The sequence below is a fragment of the Parvimonas sp. D9 genome (assembly GCF_035282565.1).
GTDB lineage: Bacteria > Bacillota > Clostridia > Tissierellales > Peptoniphilaceae > Parvimonas > Parvimonas micra.
This window is the reverse complement of record NZ_JAYKBM010000003.1, coordinates 133633-159950: the sequence shown is the minus strand read 5'-3', so window position 1 is coordinate 159950 and position 26318 is coordinate 133633. Positions and strand designations below refer to the sequence as shown.

The 26318-nt window shown below is 28.8% G+C and carries 27 protein-coding genes; 14 read left to right on the top strand and 13 right to left on the bottom strand.

The window, feature by feature from the left end:
- Positions 1-193: 193 nt before the first annotated feature.
- From VJI94_RS04445 to gcvT, 4 genes are all read right to left on the bottom strand, one after another.
- Entirely contained in the window at positions 194-1213 is a 1020-nt protein-coding gene (locus VJI94_RS04445; protein ID WP_029950213.1) for an NADPH dehydrogenase, read from the bottom strand.
- A gap of 154 nt (positions 1214-1367) precedes the next feature.
- Positions 1368-2816 carry an aminomethyl-transferring glycine dehydrogenase subunit GcvPB gene (gene gcvPB, locus VJI94_RS04440; RefSeq protein WP_324008483.1) on the bottom strand — a complete coding sequence of 483 codons (1449 nt, stop codon included), beginning with the start codon at positions 2814-2816 and terminating at the stop codon, positions 1368-1370.
- 1 nt (position 2817) lies between these two features.
- Complete coding sequence (gene gcvPA / locus VJI94_RS04435) at positions 2818-4161, bottom strand: aminomethyl-transferring glycine dehydrogenase subunit GcvPA (protein WP_324008482.1); 1344 nt, start codon at positions 4159-4161, stop codon at positions 2818-2820.
- A gap of 26 nt (positions 4162-4187) precedes the next feature.
- Entirely contained in the window at positions 4188-5291 is a 1104-nt protein-coding gene (gene gcvT, locus VJI94_RS04430; protein ID WP_004832697.1) for a glycine cleavage system aminomethyltransferase GcvT, read from the bottom strand.
- Positions 5292-5967: 676 nt separating this feature from the next.
- Between gcvT and VJI94_RS04425 the strand changes: the two genes are divergently transcribed.
- The 6 genes from VJI94_RS04425 (at position 5968) to VJI94_RS04400 (ending at position 10015) form a co-directional block, all read left to right on the top strand.
- The gene (locus VJI94_RS04425) at positions 5968-7083 is read left to right on the top strand and encodes an ATP-NAD kinase family protein (RefSeq protein ID WP_248109728.1); all 1116 of its coding nucleotides are present in this window, start codon (positions 5968-5970) and stop codon (positions 7081-7083) included.
- Positions 7084-7496: 413 nt separating this feature from the next.
- Positions 7497-7874, top strand: coding sequence for a YtxH domain-containing protein (locus tag VJI94_RS04420; protein ID WP_004832700.1), 378 nt, complete (start codon positions 7497-7499; stop codon positions 7872-7874).
- Between the two features lie 10 nt (positions 7875-7884).
- Entirely contained in the window at positions 7885-8355 is a 471-nt protein-coding gene (locus VJI94_RS04415) for a hypothetical protein (RefSeq protein ID WP_029950221.1), read from the top strand.
- A gap of 58 nt (positions 8356-8413) precedes the next feature.
- Positions 8414-9166: a formate/nitrite transporter family protein gene (locus VJI94_RS04410; RefSeq protein WP_150263309.1), complete on the top strand. Its 753-nt coding sequence runs from the start codon at positions 8414-8416 to the stop codon at positions 9164-9166.
- A gap of 11 nt (positions 9167-9177) precedes the next feature.
- Positions 9178-9540, top strand: coding sequence for a LysR family transcriptional regulator (locus VJI94_RS04405; protein WP_324001282.1), 363 nt, complete (start codon positions 9178-9180; stop codon positions 9538-9540).
- 139 nt (positions 9541-9679) lie between these two features.
- Positions 9680-10015, top strand: a complete 336-nt coding sequence (locus VJI94_RS04400; protein WP_004832706.1) for a carboxymuconolactone decarboxylase family protein — start codon at positions 9680-9682, stop codon at positions 10013-10015.
- 122 nt (positions 10016-10137) lie between these two features.
- Here VJI94_RS04400 and VJI94_RS04395 read toward each other — a convergent pair whose 3' ends face one another.
- Complete coding sequence (locus tag VJI94_RS04395; protein WP_324008480.1) at positions 10138-10830, bottom strand: hypothetical protein; 693 nt, start codon at positions 10828-10830, stop codon at positions 10138-10140.
- Between the two features lie 388 nt (positions 10831-11218).
- Between VJI94_RS04395 and VJI94_RS04390 the strand changes: the two genes are divergently transcribed.
- The 4 genes from VJI94_RS04390 to VJI94_RS04375 all read left to right on the top strand — a co-directional run bounded on the left by VJI94_RS04390 (position 11219) and on the right by VJI94_RS04375 (position 13951).
- Positions 11219-11716, top strand: a complete 498-nt coding sequence (locus tag VJI94_RS04390; protein WP_324008479.1) for a QueT transporter family protein — start codon at positions 11219-11221, stop codon at positions 11714-11716.
- Between the two features lie 163 nt (positions 11717-11879).
- Entirely contained in the window at positions 11880-12701 is an 822-nt protein-coding gene (locus VJI94_RS04385) for an undecaprenyl-diphosphate phosphatase (RefSeq protein ID WP_324008478.1), read from the top strand.
- Between the two features lie 120 nt (positions 12702-12821).
- On the top strand, positions 12822-13391 hold the full coding sequence (locus VJI94_RS04380; RefSeq protein WP_324008477.1) for a hypothetical protein: 570 nt from the start codon (positions 12822-12824) through the stop codon (positions 13389-13391).
- Between the two features lie 122 nt (positions 13392-13513).
- Positions 13514-13951, top strand: a complete 438-nt coding sequence (locus VJI94_RS04375) for a hypothetical protein (RefSeq protein ID WP_324008476.1) — start codon at positions 13514-13516, stop codon at positions 13949-13951.
- Positions 13952-14450: 499 nt separating this feature from the next.
- On the opposite strand, the gene hpf is transcribed toward VJI94_RS04375, so the two are convergent.
- Positions 14451-14975: a ribosome hibernation-promoting factor, HPF/YfiA family gene (gene hpf, locus VJI94_RS04370; RefSeq protein ID WP_324008474.1), complete on the bottom strand. Its 525-nt coding sequence runs from the start codon at positions 14973-14975 to the stop codon at positions 14451-14453.
- A 164-nt stretch (positions 14976-15139) separates the two neighbouring features.
- On the opposite strand from hpf, the gene ymfI reads away from it, so the two are divergent.
- The gene (ymfI, locus tag VJI94_RS04365) at positions 15140-15877 is read left to right on the top strand and encodes an elongation factor P 5-aminopentanone reductase (RefSeq protein ID WP_324008472.1); all 738 of its coding nucleotides are present in this window, start codon (positions 15140-15142) and stop codon (positions 15875-15877) included.
- Positions 15878-15988: 111 nt separating this feature from the next.
- Positions 15989-16588, top strand: coding sequence for a 30S ribosomal protein S4 (gene rpsD, locus VJI94_RS04360; RefSeq protein WP_029950238.1), 600 nt, complete (start codon positions 15989-15991; stop codon positions 16586-16588).
- Between the two features lie 95 nt (positions 16589-16683).
- On the opposite strand, the gene brnQ is transcribed toward rpsD, so the two are convergent.
- The gene (gene brnQ / locus VJI94_RS04355; protein WP_324008470.1) at positions 16684-17964 is read right to left on the bottom strand and encodes a branched-chain amino acid transport system II carrier protein; all 1281 of its coding nucleotides are present in this window, start codon (positions 17962-17964) and stop codon (positions 16684-16686) included.
- A 298-nt stretch (positions 17965-18262) separates the two neighbouring features.
- On the opposite strand from brnQ, the gene pepF reads away from it, so the two are divergent.
- Positions 18263-20056: an oligoendopeptidase F gene (gene pepF, locus VJI94_RS04350; RefSeq protein WP_324008468.1), complete on the top strand. Its 1794-nt coding sequence runs from the start codon at positions 18263-18265 to the stop codon at positions 20054-20056.
- A gap of 73 nt (positions 20057-20129) precedes the next feature.
- Here the strand turns inward: pepF and VJI94_RS04345 are convergent, their stop codons facing one another.
- From VJI94_RS04345 to dnaX, 6 genes are all read right to left on the bottom strand, one after another.
- On the bottom strand, positions 20130-20447 hold the full coding sequence (locus tag VJI94_RS04345; RefSeq protein ID WP_029950241.1) for an AzlD domain-containing protein: 318 nt from the start codon (positions 20445-20447) through the stop codon (positions 20130-20132).
- 9 nt (positions 20448-20456) lie between these two features.
- A complete protein-coding gene (locus VJI94_RS04340; protein WP_041954663.1) occupies positions 20457-21173 on the bottom strand; it encodes an AzlC family ABC transporter permease in 717 nt (238 codons plus the stop codon).
- A 27-nt stretch (positions 21174-21200) separates the two neighbouring features.
- On the bottom strand, positions 21201-21809 hold the full coding sequence (recR, locus tag VJI94_RS04335; RefSeq protein WP_004832722.1) for a recombination mediator RecR: 609 nt from the start codon (positions 21807-21809) through the stop codon (positions 21201-21203).
- Positions 21810-21811: 2 nt separating this feature from the next.
- Entirely contained in the window at positions 21812-22153 is a 342-nt protein-coding gene (locus VJI94_RS04330; RefSeq protein ID WP_324008465.1) for a YbaB/EbfC family nucleoid-associated protein, read from the bottom strand.
- Positions 22154-22447: 294 nt separating this feature from the next.
- Positions 22448-23602, bottom strand: a complete 1155-nt coding sequence (locus VJI94_RS04325) for a serpin family protein (protein WP_324008463.1) — start codon at positions 23600-23602, stop codon at positions 22448-22450.
- 50 nt (positions 23603-23652) lie between these two features.
- Positions 23653-25275 carry a DNA polymerase III subunit gamma/tau gene (gene dnaX, locus VJI94_RS04320; protein WP_324008461.1) on the bottom strand — a complete coding sequence of 541 codons (1623 nt, stop codon included), beginning with the start codon at positions 25273-25275 and terminating at the stop codon, positions 23653-23655.
- Positions 25276-25636: 361 nt separating this feature from the next.
- Between dnaX and VJI94_RS04315 the strand changes: the two genes are divergently transcribed.
- A complete protein-coding gene (locus tag VJI94_RS04315; protein ID WP_004832726.1) occupies positions 25637-26317 on the top strand; it encodes a YczE/YyaS/YitT family protein in 681 nt (226 codons plus the stop codon).
- Position 26318 lies beyond the last annotated feature (1 nt).

Genomic DNA, 26318 nt, shown 5'->3' with positions numbered 1-26318 from the left:
AACCCGGGAACCTTGTTACTTCGTAATAACAACCCCACCCTTCCACGATGCTTTGCATCGGGTGGGAACCCGGGAACCTTGTTACTTCGTAATAAGAACCCCACCCTTCCACGATGCTTCGCATCGGGTGGGTTCCCGGGAACCTTGTTGTTTCACAATATAAAAAAGTAGCTTATTACAAGCTACCTTTTTATTAAAATTTTATGGCAGAGTATGAAAATAGTGGATATTCTATTTCTTTTCCTTCATCAAAATATGCTCCTGCACCATAAACCCAGTTTGGATTTTTAAGTAATGTTCTTCCTTGATAAATCATATCACAGGCATTACTTTGAAGTAAATATTCACATAATCCATAGTTTTCCAAAAGACCAACAGCAGACACTGCAAGACCAACTTTTTTAATTTCTCTACTTAATTCCGCTTGATATCCAGGATAAACTAAAGGACTTTTTGGGACAACACCACCACTTGAAATACTGTTGAAAACAACTCCATCTTCCTTAGCAAGTTTTAGAATACTCATAATGTCTTCTAAAGAATTTCCTTTTTCATCATATTCATTAGCAGAAACTCTAATATGAACATCTATGTCAATATTTTTAATTGCTTTTAAAATATCTCCTAAAAATTTATATCTTTTTTCTAAACTACCACCGTATTCATCATTTCTTTGATTTGATAGGGGAGATAAAAATTGATTAATTAAATACCCATGTGCGCAGTGAATTTCTACAAAGTCAAAACCTGCTTGTTTTACAAGTTTTACAGAATTTATAAAGTCTTTTTGTAAAGAAATAACTTCTTCTTTAGTCAATTCTCTTGGAGCTTTTTCATCTGCAAAAGGAATTGCACTTGGTGCAATAATATCATCATAAGATGAGTCTGCTTTTCTTCCTGCATGACTTAATTGAATTCCGATTTTGCAATCATAATTATGAACTCTATCTACAAGTTCTTTAAAAGCTTTCATTTGAATTTCATTGTATAATCCTAAATCTACTTTTCTAATTCCACCTGTAGGATTAACCATTGTTGCTTCAACAATTATTCCAGAAACTCCACCTAAAGCTCTTGCAACATAGTGATCAAAATGCTCTTTAGTTAAAACTCCATTTACAGTTTTTGAATGGAACATACACATTGGAGCCATAACTACTCTATTTTTAAATTTATTTCTACCTATTTTCATAGGACTTAAAAGTTTACTCATAAAATACCTCCTAAATTTTTCTGACTAATTTATACCCTGAAAATTTTTGGATAATGATTCTTTATTAAATTATTTCATATTAATTATAAAAATAGCTTAAAAATACACAACAAAAAAGCCGTTATTTGCATAACAGCTCTTTTAAAATTTTAAATTATTTTGTATATTTTAATATTAATTCTTTAGCAGCTAATGTTTCATCAGGACGTTTAATTTCTGTGTCATGAGGAGCTGCATGAACAATTTCAGGATTTGTTTCAGCTTCTTTTGCAATCTTAATCATAGATTCTGCAAATCCGTCAAGAGTTTCTTTTGATTCACTTTCAGTAGGTTCAATCATCAACGCTTCATGAACAATTAATGGGAAATATACAGTTGGTGGGTGATATCCCATATCCATCAATCTCTTAGCTACGTCAAGAGTTACTAATCCGTTAGGGTTCTTTAATCCACCAAGTACAAATTCATGTTTGAATTTTACATTTTCAGGAAGATTGTAGTAATCTCTTAGTTGATTTGCTAAGTAATTAGAGTTCAATACTGCATAATCACTTACTTTCTTCAATCCATCAGATCCCATTGATAAAACATAAGCATATGTTCTTACTAGTACACCAAAGTGTCCATAGAAATCTTTCATCTTACCTAATGTCTTTGGAACATCATAAGATAAGCTGTATTTTTCACCGTTTTTAATAACTATAGGAACCGGTAAGAAGTCTTTTAAGAAATCTTTACATCCAACATAACCTGCACCAGGACCTCCACCACCGTGAGGAGTAGAGAATGTCTTATGAAGATTGTAGTGAATTGCATCAAATCCCATATCTCCAGGTCTAACATGCCCTAAAATTGCATTTGCATTTGCCCCGTCATAATATACTAAACCGCCTGCTTCGTGAACGATTTTTGTTATTTCTTGAATGTCTTTTTCGAATAATCCTAATGTGTTAGGGTTAGTAAGCATAAGTCCGGCAGTATCATCGCCAACGGCTGCCTTTAATGCTTCAATATCAACTAGTCCACTTTCACAAGATTTAATTTCGATAATTTTATATCCTGCCATTGTAGCTGTTGCAGGGTTAGTTCCATGAGCTGAATCAGGAATTATAATTTTATCTCTTTGGAAATCTTTGTTGTTTTCATGATATGCTTTAAATAACATAATACCTGTTATTTCACCATGAGCTCCGGCTGCAGGTTGTAATGTACAAGCATCCATTCCAGAAGTTTCATTTAAAGCTTCGCCAAGTTCATACATCAATTGTAAAGCACCTTGAGCTCCACATTCAGGAACATTTGGATGAAGTGTTGCAAAACCTGGAAGAGCACACATAGCTTCGTTGATTTTTGGATTGTATTTCATTGTACAAGATCCTAGTGGATAAAATCCTGTATCAACACCAAAGTTTTTATTTGAAAGATTTACAAAATGTCTAACAACTTCTGGTTCAGAAACTTCCGGTAAATCAATTTCGCCATCATTTAATAGTTCAGCAGGAATTAGCTCTTTAATACATACATCTTCAACATCCAATTCTGGTAATTTATGACCAATTTTACCAGGTTTTGATAGTTCAAATATTAATTTATCGTATTTCATATTATGCTTCCTCCAATACCTTACATAGTTTGTCTATTTCTTCCTTAGTACGTTTTTCAGTAACTGCAAACATAATAACATTTTCTAATTCAGGATAATACTTTCCAAGATCGAAACCACCGATTATACCATTTTCAAATAATTTCTTATTTAATTCACAAATCGGTTTTTTAGCTTTTAATGCAAATTCTTTATAGAAAGGTGCATCAAAAACTTTTTCGAATTTACCTGTTTCTAAAAGTTTCTTGTAAAGATAATGAGATTTCTTTATACATTGTTTTGAAAGTTCTTTAAGACCTTCTTTACCTAAAAGATCCATATAAATTGCCGCAGTCAAAACATTGATACCTTGGTTAGAACAGATATTTGAAGTAGCTTTATCTCTCTTAATATGTTGTTCTCTGGCTGATAGAGTAAGAACCCAACATCTCTTTCCATCTCTGTCAACAGTTTGTCCAACTATTCTTCCTGGAATCTTTCTTAAAAATTCTTTATTAACAGCCATAAATCCTAAGTATGGTCCACCATATGAAATAGGAATACCTAGTGATTGAGCTTCACCAACAACTACATCAACATTACAATCAGATGGTTTCTTTAAAGCTCCCAGAGAAGAAGGGTCAACAGAAACTACTGAGTAACATTTTTTAAATCCATGTGCTAGTTCAGAAACCTTAGTTACATCTTCAATATTACCGAAGAAATTTGGATTTTGAACTAAAACAGCTCCAACTTCATCATTTAATTTTGCTTTTAAATCATCAATACAAGTTACACCGTTACAAGTTTTAACAACTTCCATTTCAATATGTTGAGCATGAAGATAAGTTTTTAAAACTTCTCTTGACCAAGGTGCAATGGCTTCGGAAACTAAAACTTTTTTCTTTTTAGCATGATGAGCAGTCATAATTGCAGCTTCTGCTAAACTTGTTCCTTGATCATAAAGTGATGCATTCGCATATTCCATACCAGTTAGATTAGAAATCATTGTTTGGAATTCAAATATATATTGTAAAGTACCTTGACTGATTTCTGGTTGATATGGAGTGTATGAAGTTAAAAATTCACTTCTGCTAATAATTGTTGGAATAACAGCAGGAATATAATGATCATAAGCACCAGCACCTAAAAATGTTGTATATTCACTTGAAGATGCATTTTTACTTGCTAACTTAGTTAGATAGTTATATACTTCCAACTCACTTTTTGCTTTTGGAATATTCAATTCTCTTTTTAATTTTAACTCTTCAGGAATATCTGAAAATAAATCTTCAACAGAATTAACACCAAGGCTATCTAACATATCTTTAACATCTTGTTCTGTTAGAGAAATATAAGGATACATATAGAATTTACCTCCTAATAATTTAATTATTTTTTAAGAAATTTCTTACTGATTAATACAGCAGGAACTTTTTTATTTCTAATTTCAACTTGAACTTCATTTCCTATTTCAGCTTGATCCGCATCAACAATTACATTTGCAATAGTTTTGCCCAATGTAGGTGACATATAACCTGTTGTAACAAATCCGATTTCTTTATCGCCTTTAAATACTTTCGCTCCATGTCTTGCAATGCCTTTGCCTGTCAATTCAAGACCGATTAACTTTCTAGGAACTCCTGCTTCTTTCATTTTTGCTAAAGGAGCTTTACCTATGAAGTCTGCTTCTTGTTTTAATTTTACAAAATAACCAAGACCTGCTTCAAGTGGAGTTATAACATCATCCATTTCATTTCCGTAAAGTGGAAGAGCTGCTTCAAATCTCAAAGTATCTCTACAACCTAAACCGCAAGGCATAACTCCGTCTTCTTTGCCGATTTTTAGGATTTCATCCCATAATTTATTCATATCTTCACCGGAGCCGTAAATTTCAAATCCGTCTTCACCTGTATATCCTGTACGTGAAACTAAGAATTTTCCGCAATCTCCAAGTTGAACATTTTCTTTAAAAGTGAAGAATTTTATTTCATTTGCCAAATCAACATCTTTAGCTAATTTTTGTAAAATTTTTTCGGCTTTTGGACCTTGCAATGCAATTTGTGCAGTTTCTGATGAAATATTTTTAATTTCTACATCGTAGTTTCCTTTTTGTTTTAAGAACCAAGCAAAGTCCTTATCTGTATTTGCAGCATTAACTACAATATACATATCATCTTTACCTTTTCTGTAAACTAGTAAATCATCAACAACTCCACCGTTCTCATTACATAATAAAGAGTAAATAACTTGTCCGTCACCAATAGTTGTCAAATCGTTAGTGATTAAATGATTTACATAGTCAAAAGCGTCTTTGCCTTTAACAGTAACTTCTCCCATATGTGAAACATCAAATAATCCGGCATTATTTCTAACTGCATTATGTTCAGCAGCTAGTCCTTCGTATTTAACAGGTAGTAACCAACCTGCATAGTCAACAACTTCTCCTCCATATGAAATGTGTTTTTCGTACAATGGTGTTTTTTTTGCAGCCATATCAAATTCCTCCTTTAAATTTAGAATAGAAATCAATTACCTCTCATAAGATAACTCCTTTCCTTTAATGTAATTATAGTATAAAAAAATAAAAAATACAATAGTCTTTTTACAAAAACATAAAAAGTTTTTTATCAAACTAAATTTCTTGTTCATAAAATTAACAAAAAAGAGTTATATTAAAATAAAAGCGTTTTTATTTTAACTTATAGATTTGTAATATATGGAAAACATACCCTAAAAATTTATAAAATAATTATAAATTAAAAAACTTTTTTTAAAAAATTTTAAAATATTTTACTTATAAAAATAATATTGATAACTTACACTATAACTATTAACAAAAAAATAAAAAATACTAATTTTTTAAAAAGATTAAAAAAATTTTTCAATAAAATCATTTTTTTTTATAAAGATTTTTTAATTTTACAAAAAATATGTTACAAAAGTTAAAATAACAATAAAACAATGACGAATTGTCAATAAAAGTTTTTGCATATAATTATAAAAAGTTGTTGTAAGTTTATTAAATAAATCTATCAAAAATGTAAAAACGTTAGTTAAAAATATTTGTTTATATTTTTATATTTGATATTATTAGGGTATAAAATTCCTATAAAATAATTACATATACGATAATTAAATCTAAATTAAATTTGTAATTGCGGAGGTCATTATGAAAAAAATTGGACTTTTGGTAAATCCTATTGCCGGAATGGGTGGTAGAGTGGGACTTAAAGGAACTGATGGAGCAGATATTTTAGAAAAAGCAATTTCACTTGGTGCTGTTCAAGAAGCTCCTGAAAAGGCAAAGAAAGCTTTAGCTAAAGTTGTTGAATTAAAAGATAAGTTTAAAATTTATACTGCAAGTGGTCTAATGGGAGAAGATGAATGTAAAGAGCTTGGACTAAATTATGAAGTTGTCTATAATTCAGCTGAAAAATCTTCAGTTACAGATTCAAGAGAGCTTTTGAAATACTTTTTAGAAAATGGTATTGATTTGATTTTCTTTGTAGGTGGAGATGGAACAGCAAGAGATGTTTATTCCGTTATCGAAGATAAAATAGCTGTAATCGGAGTTCCTGCAGGAGTAAAAATTCATTCACCTGTTTATGGCAATACTCCTGAACAAGCTGGAAGTTTGCTTTTTGAAGTTATAAATGGTGTTGAACTACCTGTAATTGAAAAAGATGTTGTGGATATTGATGAAGATGCCTTTAGAGATGATAGAGTAGAAGTTAGACTTTACGGTTATTTAAAAGTACCTTTTGATCAAAGATATTTACAAAACAAAAAATCACAAACTCCTCAATCAGATAGTGATGCTCAAGTTTCAATTGCATGTGATATAATTGATGATATGAAAGATGATATCTTTTATATAATTGGATCAGGAACAACTCCTATGTACATTATGAAAGAATTGGACTTACCATACACTGTATTGGGTGTCGATATAATAAAAAATAAAAAACTTGTGAAAAAAGATTGTAGTGAAAAAGATATACTTGAAGTAATCGGAGATGAAAGAGCTATTTTGGTTGTGACTCCAATGGGGGGTCAAGGTTATGTTTTTGGTCGTGGAAATCAACAACTAAGCGCAAATGTTTTAAGAAAAATTGATAAAAAAGACATTATAATAATTGCGACAAATGGAAAACTGGAAAGTATAACATCAGGGCATCTAGTAGCTTACACAATGGATGAAGAAGTGGATAAAAAATTAAAAGGCTATTATAGAGTTAAAATTGGATATGAAAGAGAAAAAATGATGTTAGTAGATAATGAATAAAATATTAGGCGATAGGAATATCGTCTTTTTTTGTCTAAAAATTTAATTGAGATATTATAGAAAACAATATCTAGTAGTTATTTATTAAATAGATGATACAATAAAAAAGTGACAAAATTTATTAATATGCCCGGTTTTTTATAAATTCTGTATAAATTCTAAAAATTTTTTCTATACATTTTTATTTTGTACTACCTTTTTGAACTAAAGTGTGTTATAATAATATTGTCTAAGGTTCCTGTTTAATTATACCTACATTTATTATAAGGGATTACGGAGTTCTTACTTTGATGGCAGCCTTATTTTAGGAAACCGTGAGATTTAAGACAGTTTGCCCACCTTCAATTGCGAAGGTTTATAAAATAACAGGAACCAAAAGACTTTATTAATAAGTTAATAATTAGGAGGTTTTTATGAGTTTAACAAAGTATATTGAACAAAGACGTATTGAAAGAGAAAGAGAAGTTAGAAGAAAAATAAGAAATGAAAAATTATCAAGTCTTGCAAAAGTTGCTGCGGGAGCTGCTGTTGGTGCCGGAATTGGAATTTTATTTGCTCCTAAATCCGGTAAAGAAACGAGAGAAGATATTGCTAAAGCAACTAAAGAAGGTGTTGAATATGTAAGTGAAAATGTAAACAATGCTGTTAAAGTTGTTGCTGATAAAGCTAAAGAAGTTAAAGAGGCGGTAGGAGAAAAATACGATAATTTTGCTAACAGAAATATGACTGAAATTTCTCCTGAATCCAAAGAAATGGATATAACAGATATAACTGAAACAACAGAAGAATAGTGAGGATAAAATGGTAACAATAGATTTAGATTTAACTTTGAGGGTTATTCTTTATTTAGTTGCGATAGTTTGTTTATTATTATGTATTTATTTCTTTATCAAGTTGATAAAAATGTTTGGAAGAATAAATACGATTTTGGAAAAAAGTGAAGAAAGTTTGATTTCAAGTGCTGAAAAATTACCAGGCTTGATTGAAAATACTGATAAAGCTATCGTAAATGCAAATGAAATTCTTGAAAAAACAGACGGAATTTTAACCGATACAAAAGAAGATATAACAGAGAGTATTGAAAATGTAAATTTGACACTTGAAAATGTAAAAGATATTACCGAAGATATTAATGTATCTACAAGATTTGTAGCAGAACAAGTTGTAGATACTACAATGGATATTAGAGAAAATGTCGATATTATGATTGATAAAGTAGATATGATTATGAATATCATAGAAACTATCAGATCTTATTTTAGGAAAAAATAATTTTTATACTATCGACTTTTGATAAGTTTCTATTTTTTTATAAAGATAGGAGGATATTATGGGAGTTATAGGAAAATCAGAATTGTTGGAATCGTTGTATAAGATTGGAGAGGGAAAGGCCGGTTATAAGTTAAATAAAATGTTAATTTTGGCATTTTTAGCGGGGTTGTTTATAGCACTAAGCGGATTGTCTTATGTAGTTGTTAATACGGGAATGGCGAGTTTAAACGCAACTTATGGAAAATTTATTTCAGGGATTTGTTTCTCTTTTGGTCTTTTTGCCGTAGTTGTTGCCGGAGCTGATTTGTTTACAGGGAATGTTTTGATGTTAGCTCCTGCATTGGGAAAGAGAATTACATTTTCTAAAATGTTTAGAAATTGGGTATTTGTTTACTTATTTAATTTTGTCGGTGCGATTTTTGTATCACTGATTGTTTATTTTGCAAGTATTATGACACCGGAAATGCTTGCGTTTTTACATAAAATTACTGTTGCTAAAACTACAGAAAGCTTTACAGTTCTTTTGTTTAAGGGAATAGGATGTAATATTTTCGTTTGCTTGGGTGTTTGGATGGCTTATGCGTGTAAAGATGGTGTCTCAAAGTTCTTTGCTTGTGCAATTTCCGTTATATTATTTTTAATTTGCGGATTTGAGCATAGCATTGCAAATATGTTCTATCTTTCATACTCTTTTATAATATCAGATATAGGTGTAGGTGCAGTTATATATGATTTAATTCCTGTTACAATAGGAAATATAATAGGAGGAAGTATAGTGGCTATTTGTTACTATTTTGCTTATAAAGATTAGGAGTTGTAATTATGTTGGAGTTTCCCCAAAAATTTAATGTAAAAATAACTTTGTATAATAAAGATTACTCATTTGGAAATGGATTATACAGGCTACTCTTATTAATTGATGAATATAAGTCAATCAATAGAGCATGTAAAGAAATGCGAATGGCATATTCCAAAGCCTACAAAATGATACTTCGATCTGAAAAAGACTTGAATTGTAAACTTCTTGTCGGAAAAATCGGAGGAAAAGGTGGTGGAGGTTCAACACTCACACCCGAAGCAAGAAAATTAATATCTTTTTATGAAAAAGTAAATTTAGAAACAAAAGAATTTGTCAAAAACGAAATTGAAAAATTTGAAAAAGAAATTAGCAAAACGGAGAATTAAAAAATCTCCGTTTTTTTGTCGTGAAGTAATAAATATTTCTGTTTATAAAAAATATTTTTCAAAGTTTTATAAGTAGAAGATAATTAAAATCATTAAAAACGGGTATATAATACAAAAATATATAAGGAGGTCTTTTAAGATGGATCATGTAAAAGGATTACAAAATGTTGTAGAAAACTCAAAAAATTTAGGAGCTGCTCTACCTAACGAAATGAAAGCTTTTAGCAATCTTTTTGGAGAAGTTTTTAAGGATGGAGCATTAACTGTAAAAGAAAAAGAATATATTGCACTTGGAATTGCAGTAGCAGTTCGTTGTGAAGGCTGTATCGAAGCTCATACAAGAAATCTTATTAATTTGGATGTTTCAAGAGAAGAAATTGCAGAAATAATTTCCGTTGCGGTTCTTATGGGTGGAGGACCTTCAACTATCTATGGCGGAAAGGCATTAGAAGCATTTGATCAATTATCTAAATAGTCTTAATAATAAAAATAAATAACAAAAAGTGGTGAAAATGTGATGAACTCAAAAACACCACTTTTTTTGTTTTTACAAAAAAAAGGTTGAAGATTTTACTCATCAACCCTAATTACTAAACTCTATTTTTTGCTAAGATTTTTTAGGCCGAATTCATAGCCTGTTTTTGTGTCTAAAATTACATTATCATTAACTATTTCAAGTCTTTTTTCTTCCAAATTATCCGCTCTTAAATATCTTTTATCTCCAATTGTTACAATACTCGGATTATCATAAACACCGCCCATGATTTTTATACCGTCTTCTTTAAATTTAAAATCTTCTCCTTCCGGTAATTCAAAACTTAATGCGGTATAGTCCTCTGTCTTTTTTACTATTGAAACATGTCCGCCTTTAGGTCCTTCATAGATATTTCCGTAAAATTTTTCTATTTCTTTATCCGGAGTTTTAGCATAATAAGAAAATTCATATCCTGTATAAGTATCAAGAATCATATTTTCTGACACTATTTCAAATCTATCATCGGGCAAATTTTTAGCAGTTAAATATTTTTTTCCATTCTTTGATACAACCTTCGGATAATCAAAATAACCACCGGATACATTTTCTTTCGTACTGTCTTTAAAAGTAGCATTTTCAGGTAATGTAAAGTATAAAACAGAATATAGTTTACTTTTTTTCATAATTGAAATGCCTGAACCTACAGCTCCATATCTTTTTCCATAAAGTTGTTCCACTTCATTGCTCTTTGAAGCACAAGACGATAACAAAACAGTTGATATCAAAACCATAAACAAAATTTTTAATTTTTTCATAAAATCACTCCTATTTTAATTTACCAAAACAAATATAGTTGTAAAAATTTTATAAACTAAACAACTATTTTTATACTATTATATTAATAATCTAAATATTTAGATTTTACTATAACATATTTTATCTTAGATATAGCAATGCCTATATTACACAATATAAATATATCACTTTATTTAAATTAAGTCAAGTATTTTATGAAAAAACACTTTTTTATTATATTTTGTTTTTGGTTGAAAAAATAATATTTTTATGTTAAAATTATACAGTAATTTTTATAGAAATTAAATTTAAATAATAGTGTTTTGCTTGGCACCCACTTTAAAAATCAAGTGCTGGGGCACTTTGCCCTTTTTTTGTTGAACAAAGCACTCCAAAGAGGAGGAAAATATGAGCGTAAAAAAAATTACAAGACAAGGAATGGTTGCAGCAATTTATGTTGTATTGACAATTCTTTCAGAAACTTTTGGACTGGGGTATGGAAGTTTGCAATTTAGACTTTCAGAAACTTTAGCGATTTTACCATTTTTTAATCCCGAATATGTAATAGGGGTAACATTGGGCTGTTTTTTGGCAAATATTGCAAGTACAGTGGGAATTGTTGATATGGTGGTCGGAACTTTGGCAACATTTGTAGTTGCATTAATTATGACTAAAATTAAAAATTTCTATTTAGCTTGCTTGGTACCTGTAGTTGTAGGAATGGTTCCGATAGCATTGGAAATATATTTATTGATGCCAAATCCTGTAGGTTTTTGGGCTATATTAGGAGAGCTTATTCTTTCTGAAAGTTTGGTTATCTATGCAGTAGGAGTTCCTGTTTTTTATATTTTATGTAAAAACAAAGCTTTTGTAAAAGCTTTGGAATTTAAAAAAGAAATAAGATAAATGAGAAAGTTGGTGTGATAATTCACATCGATTTTTTTATTGAAATAATTTTTGTGAAAAATATAAAATTAATTTTATAAATATTTTAAAAGCCCTTTTCAAATTTATCAAAATGTGGTAAACTTTGACTAGAATTTTTAATTTAATATTAAGGAGAAATATTATGTGGTTATTAGATATAATCAAAGTTATTATTTTAGGTATCGTTGAGGGAATTACTGAATGGTTACCTGTGAGCAGTACCGGTCATATGATTTTGGTAGATGAGTTTTTGAAATTAAATCAATCTGCTGAATTTAAAGAGATGTTTTTAGTTGTTATTCAACTTGGAGCGATACTTGCAGTCATAATTATGTTTTTTAACAAGTTAAATCCGTTTTCTAAAAAGAAAACTAAGGAACAACAAAAAGATACAATCAATATGTGGTTAAAGGTTATTGTCGGAGTTATTCCTGCAGGAGTATTGGGAGTGCTTTTTGATAAAACTTTGGAAAAATATTTTTATAATTTTCCTACAGTTGCATTTACTTTAGTTTTATATGGAATTTTATTTATCGTTGTTGAAAATAATCCGAAGTTTAAAAAACAAAATGTAAAAAGATTTGAAGATTTAAGTTATTCATTAGCTTTTTATATAGGTTGTTTTCAAGTTTTAAGTTTAATTCCGGGAACTTCAAGATCCGGAGCTACGATTCTTGGAGCGTTAATTCTTGGACTTTCAAGGAGTTTGGCAGCAGAATTTTCATTCTTTATGTCAATTCCTGTGATGTTTGGAGCAAGTTTGTTAAAACTTAGAAAATTCGGCTTTGCATTTAACCTTTTCCAATTTTTCATCTTAATACTTGGGATGTTTGTAGCATTTGTAGTTTCTGTTATGGCAATTAAAATGTTGATGAGATATATTAAAAAGCACGATTTCAAAGTATTTGGATATTACAGAATTGTACTTGGAGCGATTTTAATTTTATATTATATTTTACATTGATTTAATTAAAATATTATTTAAATATTAATACAAAAAGTTAAATAGAAGAAAGTTTTTTCTATTTGACTTTTTTTGCCATATTTGGTAAACTGAATTAACATAATAAAGGAGGAAATATCTATGAAAAAAAGATTTCTGATTACAGCCTTAATAATTTGTTTTTGTAGTGTTATTGTTTCTTGTAAGGCAAAGGAGAAACCTGAAGAAAAATCGAAAGATAATAGTCAAGTAAATGTTAAAGAGAAAAAAGTTAAAGAAAATATTCAAGAAGATAATTCAGATAAAAAAGAAGATAAAAAATCTGAAGAAAATAAAGAAGAAAAGGGATTAAATTTCGTCATAAAGGATTTGGGAAACAACAATGTAAAAATGATAGCAAAAAAAGGTTCTAAAATGCCTTTTGATATTTATACTGTTGGAATGGAATTTAAATTAAAAATGGACGGAAAGGAGTATTCTGTTAAAGATGCCATTTCAAATGGAATTTTAGATGAAGATAAGCTGTTACAAAAACTTGAACAGGATAAAAAAGATAATAAATCTACAAGTGAAATGTATAGAGATAGTGGTACTATAATATATAGATATAAGGATTATTCTATAGTTAAATACAATTCAGATGATGAAAGTATGTATGTTACTAAAGAAAAAGATTTAGATTCTTTGGAAAAAATATTGAATAAAAACTAGGTGAAAAAGGTCAACAACTGAGAAATTGTTGACTTTTTTTAATAATAAGATTTAAAATTAATCATAATTTAAATTTATATTTAAACGATGATTAATATATATTTGGAAAGGATGTGTTTTTTATGTGTAAAGAATGTTATGTAAGTCAAAATAGGATTACCCCTCTCTTAAATCCTATAGAGTGTTTAAAAAATCATGTTCAGTACATTTGTGGAACTTGTGGAAGATGTATTTGTATTGACCACGATCCTGTAAGAGATTTACAACGTTGGAATTTTCCGTTTAAGTCTTTAGAAATTGCAAAATTATATTTGCGTACTGCTGATTATACGATGAAAAAATCATGTGGAATTTATGAGATAAAAAGCGAAAATGGAAGACTTTCATATAAGATTTTTGAAAATGAAGAAAGTTTAAAGACATATTTAAAAAGAAATAAAGGAAAAACTTGTGAGACTATGAAACCTGCTTTTATAGTTGATGAATACCGCGAATATAAAAATACACAGGTTAGAAAATTAACTCCTGAAGAGGTAGAAAGATATATGTTGGAAAGATAAAGAAAATCTTATTTTTAAAGGAGCTTTGGGAGAATTTCAATGTATCTTCGATACATTTACTTTTGCTAAAGCAAAAGTATGAGATCTCTCCGCTACACTTAGCTTCGCTTCGCTCCGGTCGAGATGACGTATAAGGCAGGAAGCTTTGTTTAATAGCCTAACGTGAACAATAAATAAATATTAAAAATAATTAAAAAATTGTTTGAAAAACAAACAATTTCATGTCATAGTAATTAAAAAGAAATGCTCGCAATACGTCATTTCGACCGAAATGAGCAAAGCGAATGAAGTGAATCTAGCCCTAACTTATATTATTTGCTTGTAAATAATATATAGTAGGTCTGACAGGGCAATTGTATCTAAAGATACAGTTGTTCTGGATGAGTACCTATAGTATCAAAAAGCTTTGTATCTAAAAATACTTTTTAAGAATGAAAATTCTGCAAAAAAATCGCAGACTACTTGTCTGCGATTTTCATTTAAAATATTATTTTTTTACTTAATCAGCTATTATTAAACCATAATTTCCGTCTTTTCTTTTATAAAGAACATTTATTTTATAATCTTTTGCATTTTTGAAAATAAAAAAGTCATGATTTAAAAGTTCTATTTGTAAAATGGCTTCTTCTTCAGACATTGTAGATACATCAAAGTTTTTAACTCTTACAATTTTTGATTCTTCTTCCTCCAAAGGTTCAGCTATTTTTTCGAATCTTATAGTTTCTAAGGCTTGATATTTTTTTTGTAACTTTGTTTTGTTTTTTCTAATTTGTCTTTCAAGATTATCCAAAACGATGTCTATTGAAGTGTACATATCATTTGTACTTTCTTCTGCTCTAAGTATTGTACTGTTTGGTAAATAAATTGTTGCTTCAAAAATTTTATCATTTTTAACTGCACTGTAAGTAACTTTACCTTCAATGTCTTTAGAGAAAAATTTATCCAATTTTTCAAACTTTTTAGCAGTAATTTCTCTTAAAGCGTCAGTAACTTCAATATTTTTACCTATAAATTTTAATTTCATACAAATACCTCCCTAACATTTTTTATAATTACACAAAATGTAAATATAATGTTACCTATATTATACCATATTTTTTACTTAAATACCTAAACTGAAACTAAAATTTTTGTTTTATATTTTTTTGTGGTATACTTAATTAGTATTTATTTTAAAAAGGAGATATTATGAAAAGAGATACTGTACTTATAACGGGATCATCAAGAGGCATTGGCTCCGCAATTGCAAAGACTTTGGCAAAAGAAAATTATAATATAGTTATAAATTATAAAGAACACGAAATAGAGGCAAAAAAAGTTTTTGAAGAGATAAAGATATATAATCCTAATGTTTTGATGATAAGAGCTGATATAAGAAAAACTACCGAGGTTGAAAATATGTTTAATGAAATAGAAAAAGTATTTGGAAATGTCGATATTCTAATAAATAATGCAGGGATTGCAAGTGTAAGATTTTTTCAAGATATTACAGAAGAGGAGTGGGAAGATATTTTTAATGTAAATGTGCATGGAGCATATCGTTGCATAAAAAGAGCCATTCCTTCGATGATTGATAATAAATATGGGAAAATAATCGGAATAAGTTCAATATGGGGAGTTACTGGAGGATCACTTGAAGCTCATTATTCGGCTACAAAAGGGGCGATTATTTCTATGAATAAGGCTCTTGCAAAGGAGCTTGGATATTCAGGAATAACTGTAAATACAGTTGCACCCGGTGGAGTTGATACTGATATGTTAAAGGATGTTCCAAAGGAAAGTATTGAGGCTTATTGCTCTGAATTTCCTTTACAAAGACTTGCAAAACCTGAAGAGATTGCAGATGTGGTAAAATTTTTGATTTCCAAAGAAGCCTCTTATATAACAGGACATGTTTTAAATGTAAATGGGGGAGCTTTTATTTAAAAAATATTGAAAAAAACATAAAAAAGCTATTTACAAAAGTTTAAAAAAGTTGTATAATCTATGCGTGGCTATAAATTATCGCGGCAAATAATTTATGGGGAGTATGAAAATATGGCAAAAATGATGGGACCTAGATTTAAACAATCAAGAAGACTAGGCTTAAATGTATGTGGACACCCAAAAGCTAACAAAAGAATGGGTAAAGGTCTTGCAAGAAACGACAAAAAATTAACAGAATATGGTTTACAATTACTTGAAAAGCAAAGATTAAGAGCTTACTATGGAGTTATGGAAAAACAATTCAGAACTTATGTAGAAAAAGCACTTAGACAAAAAGAACGTATAACAGGGGATGCTCTTGTTATGATGTTAGAAACAAGATTAGATAACCTTGTTTACAGAATGGGTTTTGCTTCTTCAATTAGACAAGCAAGACAAATGGTAGTTCATGGACATATGCTTGTTAATGGAAAGAAAGTTGATATACCTTCATACGCAGTACAAGTTGGAGACGAAATCACTTTAAGAGAAAAATCACAAAAAGTTGAAATGTTCAAAGAAAACTTTGAATCTACATTCTTAGGAGTTGTTCCTTACATCGAAAAGAAAGAAGGATTAAAAGCAACTTTAACAAGAATGCCGGAAAGAGACGAAGTTCCTATTGAAATTCAAGACTCATTAGTAGTAGAATTCTACTCAAGATTAATTTAACAAAACAAAGCACGAATTATCGTGCTTTTTTGTTTGTAAAAAAAGGTGATATTATAATATAATATCACCTTTTGTCTTAAATTACTATTTTTTTATTATTTCTTTTTAAGAAATAATGCTATTACAAATGCTATAAAACTTGGAATTATCCAGTTAAAACCTATACTGCTTAATGGTAAAATAGTTATAAATTTTAAAATTCCTAATTGTTCATAAAGTACTTGAATAAAACTTATTGTAACTGCTGTAAAAGCAGGTAATTTAAAGATTAAATCATTTTTTATTTTATCTTTAAAGAATGCAAGTATAATCAGAATTATTGTCGGTGGATAAACAACGGCAAGTATTGGAGCACCGATTTTTACTATTCCACTAACTCCGATTATTGCAGTTACAGTTCCGAATAAACATATACAAAGTATAAATGTAGAATATTTTATCTTTCCTTTTGTAATATTCACTAAATATTCTCCGGATGCAGATGTAAGACCTATCGAAGTTGTCAAACAGGCAAGAAATGATGCTAAACCTAAAGCAACTTTTCCTGCATTTCCTAAAAGATTTTGTGTTACATTTACAATTATTTGTGATTGCTCAACATCCAGTCCATATTTTGCAGAAACGGTTGCTCCTAGATATGTAAGTCCACCATAAATCAATCCTAAAGTAGTACAAGCAATAAGACCTGATTTAAACAGCATTTTTATTTGTTGTTTAGGTTCACTATAACCTTTATTTTTTAGTGTTAATAATAGAACTGATCCTACTGCTAGAGATACAAAACAGTCCATTGTTTGATAACCGTCAATTAATCCTTTTCCTAAAACACTGTTTATTTTAGCAGTTTCTGCAGGAGCTCCAAGTGGAGAAATAATTCCTTTAACGATTATTACAACAAGTGCAAGAATTAAAAAAGGAGTTAAAAATTTTCCAATAATATCTACAACTTTTGATGGTCTTACAGTTAAAAAGTAAGTCAGCATAAAAAATATTATAGCTACTGCTGTTATAGTAAAAGTATTATGAAATCCCAATATAGGTTTAATTCCCATTTCATAAGCAGTCGCACCTGTTCTTGGAATTACAAGAAGAGGTCCAACACACATAATAACCATAAAACTTAAAACTAAAGCCGGTTTCTTTCCTATTGGGCTGAAAAATTTCATTATATCACATTCATAGCATGTAACTGCCATTAAAGCTACAAGGGCAAGCCCTACAGCTGTAACTGTAAAACCTAAAAATGTTATAAACCATGAACTACCGGAAAGAACTCCCAAATATGGGGGAAAAATCAAGTTTCCTGCTCCAAAAAACATTGCAAAAAGTGCAAATCCGAATGTTAACATATCAATTATGCTATTTTTTTTGCTCATTACATTCTCTCTCCTTAAAAATAAAAAAATTAAAATATCAAAACTTACAAAATTTTGTATTTTGTATAACAATATTTTACAAGAAATTCAGAAAAAACTCAATACTAAAAATGGTGTTTATAAAAATTTTTTATGTATTTTTTGCTATTTTTAAAAAATTTAAACAATTATTTTAAATTCATTTTTTTGAGTCAATTATTTTACAATAAACTAATGAAAAAAACAATAAACTAATGAAAAAATTTTAAAAATATGGTAGAATAAATATTGTGGAAGAAAACATTTTTGGAGGTATGATATGAAAAGAAATGAAGTTGATAAAAGTTTAACTTGGAATTTGAGTGATCTTTTTAAAACAGAAGAAGATTACAAAAAGGCTCTTAAGGAAATTGTTGAAAAAACAGATGAACTTGTAAAGATTTATGAAGGAAAACTTGACTGTTATTGTACTATTAACAGTTGTTTGGAAGATTTAAAACCTATTTATGTATTGATTGATTTAACTGCAAATTATGCAAGTTTGGATTATGAAACAGATTTAGGTGGAAAAGAACAATTTGAAAGAATGGTAGATTTTGAAAATACCATTGCTCCGGTTTATGCTAAACTTAGCTTTGTAGAAACTGAAATCTTAGCAAATGATAAAAGAATTATAGAAAAGGCTATGAAAGAAAATTCTGAAAATAGAAGATTTTTAGAAAAACTTTTAGACAGAAAAGATCATACTTTATCAAAAGAAGTTGAAAGCACACTTTCAGCTTTATCAGGAAGTTTTGAAACCCCTTATAGAGTATATCAACAATCAAAAATGCAAGATTTATCTTTTGAAGATGTTGAAGTAAATGGTGTAAAAACTCCAATGACTTACAATATTTTTGAAGGATGTTTTGAAGTTGATTCAAATACTGAATTTAGAAGAGAGGCTTTTAAAAAATTCTACAAGACTTTAGCAAAATACGAAAATACATTTGCAAGTGCATATTATAGCAATGTTCAACAAGATAAGGCAATGTCTAAAGTTAGAAAATACGACAGTGTCTTTGATTATCTTTTGTCTTCACAAGAAGTTACAATGGATATGTACAATAGACAATGTGATGTTATTATGGAAAAACTTGCACCACATATTAGAAAATATGCAAGACTTCTAAAGAGAGTAAATAAATTGGATAAGATGACTTTTTCAGATATGAAAATGCCATTAGATTCTGAATTCCAAAAAGTTTATAGCATCGATGAATGTAAAAATATGGTAATTGATGGACTATCAGTTTTAGGAAATGATTATAAAGCATATTTGGAAAGAGCTTTTGATAATAGATATATCGACTATGTTGACAATGAAGGAAAGGCATCAGGTGCTTTTTGTGCAAGTCCTTACAAAGTTCATCCCTATGTTCTTTTAACTTGGTCAGGAAATATGTCTGACATCCTTACTATTGCTCATGAACTTGGACATGGTGGACATTTCTCACTTTGCCACCAAAATCAAAATATTTTAAATGTTGATTGTTCAACTTATTTTGTAGAAGCACCATCAACAACAAATGAATTGATTATGGCTCATTATCTTCTTGAAAAAGCAAAGACCGATAGGGAAAGAAGATGGATTCTTTCTGAAATCATTTCAAAAACATATTATCATAATTTCGTAACACATTTCTTAGAAGCATATTATCAAAGGGAAGTTTATAAAATTATAGATAAAGGTGGAGCTGTTGATGCCGAAACTTTAAATACTATTTTTAAAGAAACTATGGAAAAATTCTTTGGTGAAGATGTTGAACTTGTAGATGGAGTTGAAAGAACATGGATGAGACAACCTCATTACTACATGGGACTTTATTCATACACTTACAGCGCTGGTTTAACAATCGGAACACAAATGTGTCTAAATATTTTAAAAGATAATTCAAAGGCAAAACAATGGATTGAAGTTCTAAAAACCGGTGGAAGCAAAAATCCGGTAGATCTTGCAAAAATGGCAGATGTTGATATTACAACAGATAAGCCACTTCTTAATACAATAGAGTATATTGGAAGTCTAATTGACGAAATGGAAAAATTAACTGATAAGATAGAAAAAGAATAATTTTTTAAAGATACTGATTTATTCAGTGTCTTTTTTTTACACAAAAATAGGAGCTTTAAGCTCCTTAAAAATTTTAGATAAAAACATTCATGTAGATAAATGTTGTTAGTATTGATGCAAATACAGTCAGTATCATATTTCTAGTTATATATGAAACCGCTGATGCAACTGCGATTGTAATTATATACATTAGTTTTGCAGATGATTCTGCAACCAAGACTTCTCTTAAAATCAGCACAGTCATTGAAGTAAAAGGCACGATTTTAAAGAAAGTCATTAGTTTTTTATTAAAAGTTTTTCCCCTAAGAAAGAATAAAGGAAGAACTTTCGGGATTATTGTTACAGCAGCGGCAACCAATGTACCGATTATGTAGTAGTAATATTTGTCCATATTTTCTCCTTATTCTTTTATTTCTTCTTTATCTTCTAAAGTTTCATTTCCAATTAAGAATATACCTGCTATTGAAGAAAGTATTATTGAAAAAACTATATCCCAACCTAGTGGAAATACTTTTGTGTAATAGATAATAGCATATATTACTGCTGTTACGATGACAACTCTCACAGTTACTAAATGCTTTTTTACATTTGGAACAAGTAACGCTACAAAAAGTCCAAGAAGACCGACACTAAAAGCAACTTTTAAGTTTTGTGGCAAAAAATCGCCCAAGAAGTAACCTACTATTGTAAAAATTCCCCAAATAAAATATGGCGGAATTTGTACTCCAAGTGTAAATGATGTATTTACTTTTTCTTTATTAAATGAAAGTATGGAAAAACTTTCATCTGTTAATAACCATCCTACAATAGGGAACGCTTTATGATTTACCTTATCTACAGTCGCCCCAAGTGTGGCGGACATAAGGAACAGTCTGGTGTTTAATAAAAATACGGAAACTGCAATTCCAACAAGAGGAACACTTGAGGTTAAAAAACCCACTAGCATAAACTGGGCAGCACCTGAATACAAAACAAAAGAACTCAAGAAAGCGTGTAATAAACCTAGCGAATTAGTATTACATAGAATACCTAAAGTAATCGCTGACGGGATATAACCTATCCATATAGGAATTGAATGTCGAACACCTGAAATAAAATTGTTCTTTGTCGATTTCATATTTTCTCCCCATAAAATATTAGAAACCTAATATTCTATTTCTCTCCTATCCTCTAATGCTTTTAAAAATGTTAATTCATCATAGCTGTCTATACTTCTACCTACCGGAATTCCATTAGCAATTTTTGAAATTTTTAGGTCTTTGAAATTTTTTAGTAAATCGACAATATAAAGTTCAGTCAATTCGCCATCAATAGTTTGACTAATAGCGAATATAACTTCTTTTACATTATCTTTTTCAATTCTTTCTAAAAGTGAATCTACATTTAGGTCATCTAAAGTTATTCCTTCTCTTGGAGTAACAAGACCATTTAAAATATGATAAGTACCTTTATAAACTTTAGTTTTTTCTAAACTTATAACACCTTGCATATCTTCAACAACGGTTATAATTGACTTATCTCTTTTTTCATCCGCACAAATATTACAAATTTCATCTTCTGTTAAATTTCCACAAATTTTACAATGATGAGTATTTTTTTTCATATTTATAAGACTTTTAGCAAATTCAATTGTAAAATCATCATCCATTTCTAAAATTTTCAAAGCCATTTTTGTTGCAGACTTTCTTCCAATAGAGGGAAGTTTTGACAGGTAGTGAATAACTTCATCTATAGACTTAGTATAATTATTCATCTTTATAATCCCGGAATATTAATTCCGCCTGTTATTTTATTAATTTCTGAATCATGTTTTTCTTGAGCTTTTCTATTCGCTTCATTTATAGCTGTCATAATTAAATCTTGTAACATTTCTATATCATCAGGATCAACAACTTCAGGATCCAGTTTAATATTTAAAACTTCTTTTTTACCATTAACAGTTACTTCAACTGCACCACCGCCTGAAGTTGCAGAAACTTCTTCTTCGTCCAACATTTTTTGTGTATTTTCAAGTTCTCTTTGCATTTTTTGCATTTGTTTCATCATATTACCCATATTCATTCCGCCACCGAATTTAGGGAAACCGCCTTTAGCCATAAATACCTCCTAAAAATAAATAGTATAATTATTTAGTGTCAAATTTACATTACATTAAAAAATTTGTTAATCATATAACATAAAACTTTAAAAATCTTCTTTTATAATAGCATTTTTTTTATGATAAATCAATAATTTACAATAACAAGATAAAGTAAATATATTTTTGAAAAGATAAAAAAAGACAATATCAGACTTAAAACTTTCCCATATTGTCTTTATATATTTATTATTGCGAAGCAACAAGATTCTCGAGCATCATCCGATGCAAAGCATCGATGAAGGGTGAGGTTCTCATCTACTAGGATCTGCAATATGTGCTGTAAAAGTAATTAAATTTGCCTTGCTATTTTCGTCATGGTCTTCTATAATGATGTAGAAAGGTCCGTTCATTTTTATATCAATATTCTCGTTTTTTTTCGGCATACTTATTTCTTTAACTTCTGTTTTAGTTACTGATTTAGCTTTTGCACCTTTTTCATCCATTTTTAGTGTAGAAGTTTGTTTCGCATCACTTACTACAAGTTTCATATCAGGCAATAATTTTTCTAATTTAAAAGTATTTAGCATTTTACCAAGTCCAATCTTTTGAAATAGAGCTTTAAAATCAACTTGTGATTTAATATCTATCTTTGGTAAATAGAAATTTACATCATATCTTTCGCTACTTTCTTTAAACGAATTTATAAAACCAAGTAATTGCTCTGTAGATAAAATTTTATTATCTTTATGCTTTAAGAAATAAATAGTTGAACCATTTGAGCTGATTGAAAAAATATCTACATCATAATTTGAAGTTGCTCGTACATTTTCGAAATGATTACACATTGTATCTACTTGAATTTTTGTGCCGTCCGATTTTGTGAAATCTCGTTTTTCTGTCTTTTTTTCATCAAATGGGTGTTTCCATTTTACTTCATAATTTACTGTGTCGATAAAGGTCGCTACAAAATCATTTCCTAAACTGTTTTTATCCAAAACTTCATCTAAATTGGATTTTTGAAATTTTTGATAAACTTTTGTTCCTTCTTTTGTTGATTTAACGGTCTTAATATTACTATATTCAAGATTTTTAGTTTCACCTTTGATATTTTCTAAATTTATTAAAATTAAATTTGCCAACTTTGTATTTTTAAATTTTAGATTTTGAAGATGAGCTTTATCGTAAAATTCAAAAAGTGGTAAATCTTTCCTATCATCTGTACAAAGAGAGATAAAATCCAAACATCTTTGTATTGATAGAGGAGATAGAACAAAATTTTCATCAGTTTTTTTCTCTTTCAGCAAAGTAGTAAAAATATCCAGATTTACTTTATTTGTCTTATTTGTTTGAGATGCATCAAATAGCAATTTCTCTCTATTTTCGGGAAATAATTTCTCTGTCTTCGTACAAGATACTAAAGGAATCGAAATGAATAGTAAAAAAATAATTTTTAATAGTTTTTTCATAGCATACCTCCGTTTTAATACTACAATAACCTAAAAATTAACATTTTGAACTAATTTATAAAATTTGCATAAATGGTCAATGAATTTTGAACGGGCATATTAACCTTTGTAAAAAATTCGTTTAAAACAGCAGTTTCCTTTAAAGTGAAAGAATTATTTTCATCCAACTTATAACTTCCAAACTTAAATAAATACTCTTTACAGTCGATGTGTAAGAAATTTTCTTTTGGGAAAAAGTAAATTTCTTTTACACTCTCATCGAAAAGTTTAGAAACAGTTTTTTTGAAAACAGTTGTTTTTAAAACATCTTTAAAAGGAGTTAAATCAATTTTTTCGTAAATTTCATCATTATTTTCTGTAGGTTGCTCTACATCTTTTGTGTTTTCTATATCTTCTGTATTTTCAGTATCTTCGTTTTCTGTCTCGCTTTCTATATTTTTTATATCTCCTGTATTTTCAACAGTTTCGACATTTTCTACTTCTTCTTCATTTGAAATCTCTTCTTTTTCTATAACTTCAACTTTTAAATTTCCACTCTTTATAATATTTTCAAGAGTTTCAATTCTCTTTTCCATTTCGGATTTTTTTCTTTTAAATGAACAGATTTTTATAATTAAAAGTTCAGCCAGAGCATTTTGCATATCACTTTTTTTCATCTTATCTTCAACATCCAAAAGATTTTCTAAAATGAAAATAAGTTCATCCATTTCAAACTTATTTGAATGTTCTAAATATTTCTTATACTCAACATCATTTAGTGTTGTAAGTTCTTTTTTTATGCTCTTTACTAAAATTATATTTCTAAAATGTTTGATTAAATCAATGATTATATTATGTGGAGTCTTTCCGTTTTTTACCAAATTTCTAAAAGTTTCAATAGTTTCATTTTTGGATGAATTCAAAATTGAATTTGAAAGCTCAAATAACATATTTAAGTTTACAAGTCCTAAACATTCATTAATATCATCAATAGTAATTTTTTCCTTTCCAGTTGCAACAACCTGATCCAAAAGACTTAAAGCATCTCTCATTGCGCCTGAAGAAAGCTCAGAAATTAAATTGATTCCATCTTCTTCTATCTCTACATTTAGATTATTTAAAACATAGTTTATATTTTCAACAATGTCTGAATTATTAATTCTTTTAAACTCAAATCTTTGACATCTTGAAATAATTGTATCAGGAAGTTTATCAATTTCTGTTGTCGCAAGAATGAAAATTAAATGTTTAGGGGGCTCTTCTAAAATCTTTAGAAGAGCATTAAAGCCTTCATTCGTAATCATATGGGCTTCGTCTATAATATAAACTTTGTATTTTACGATTTGTGGGGGATAGATTACTTTTTCCTTTAATTCCCTTATATCATCAATACGTCTATTACTTGCAGCATCCATCTCTACAACTTCAAGTGCCTTGTCTTCTAAAATCATTTTACAATTTTCACATTCATTACAAGGATTTCCGTCAATTGGATTTAAGCAATTTACTGCACGAGCGAAAATTTTAGCACAACTTGTCTTTCCGGTTCCTCTTATTCCTGAAAAAAGATAGGCATGTCCTAAATTTCCCGTTCTTATTTGATTTTTTAAAATTTCAACAATATGAGCTTGACCAACTACTCTTGTAAAATCTTTAGGTCTAAACTCTCTATAAATAGCTTGTTTCAAAATCACACCTCTAATATTTTAATTAAGATACTATATACATATTATACCATAGTTTCCTTTTGATAACTAAACTAGTGTAACCATGGTGAAATATTAATAGCTTTATCATTAGGCATAAAGCTATTAATATTATATCATAGTTCCTTTTTTATAACTAACTTTATGTAACTATGATGAAATATGAATATACTTATCATGTATAAGCATATTCATATTATATCATAAAACAGGAAAGATTGAAAAAATCTTTCTAAATTGCTTTAGGATTAATAGATATAAAAATTAACAAAGTTCTTTTATAAATCAATTTTTTTGTATTGACAAGAATTTCTATTTTTTATAAAATATCTAGGTAGGAGAGAGAAAGATGAAAAAAGATAAATTATTTATTAGGATTGCTATGTCCATAATCGGAATGATTATTTTGGGAATAGGGGTATTTTTTACAATTAAAGTTAATTTGGGAGTTGACCCTGCAAGTACAGTTGATCTTGGAATGTCAAAACAATTAGGATTAAGTTATGGAACTTGTGCAGTAATTTTCAATATAGTATTTTTAACTATAATATTTTTTGTGGATAAAAAGTATATAAATATATCATCAATTTTAGCTATTTTTATAATAGGTTATACAGTTGAAGCTATGAATTTGATTTTTGGTTGGATTAATTTACAAGATTTAGATTTAATTTATAGAGTCATAATTTGTATTGTAGGAACTTTTATTATAGCTATCGGTGTTACAGTTTATATTTTTGCAGATTTGGGAGTTGGAGCAACTGACGGAATTTCTGAATTAATAAGTAATAAGACAAACTTTTCTTACAGGACTGTAAGAGTTATTTCCGATTTTTTACTTGTTATTATCGGATATTTAATGGGTGGAGTTGTTGGAATTGGAACTTTGATTATTACATTTTTTGCAGGACCTTTTATTCAATTTACAAGAAAATTACTTACTCCTTTTCTTGAAAAAATATTGGGAAAAGAATTGGTTGATAGTGTAAACAAAGATGAAGAAAAATTTGAAAAAGAAGTTATTGCTTAAA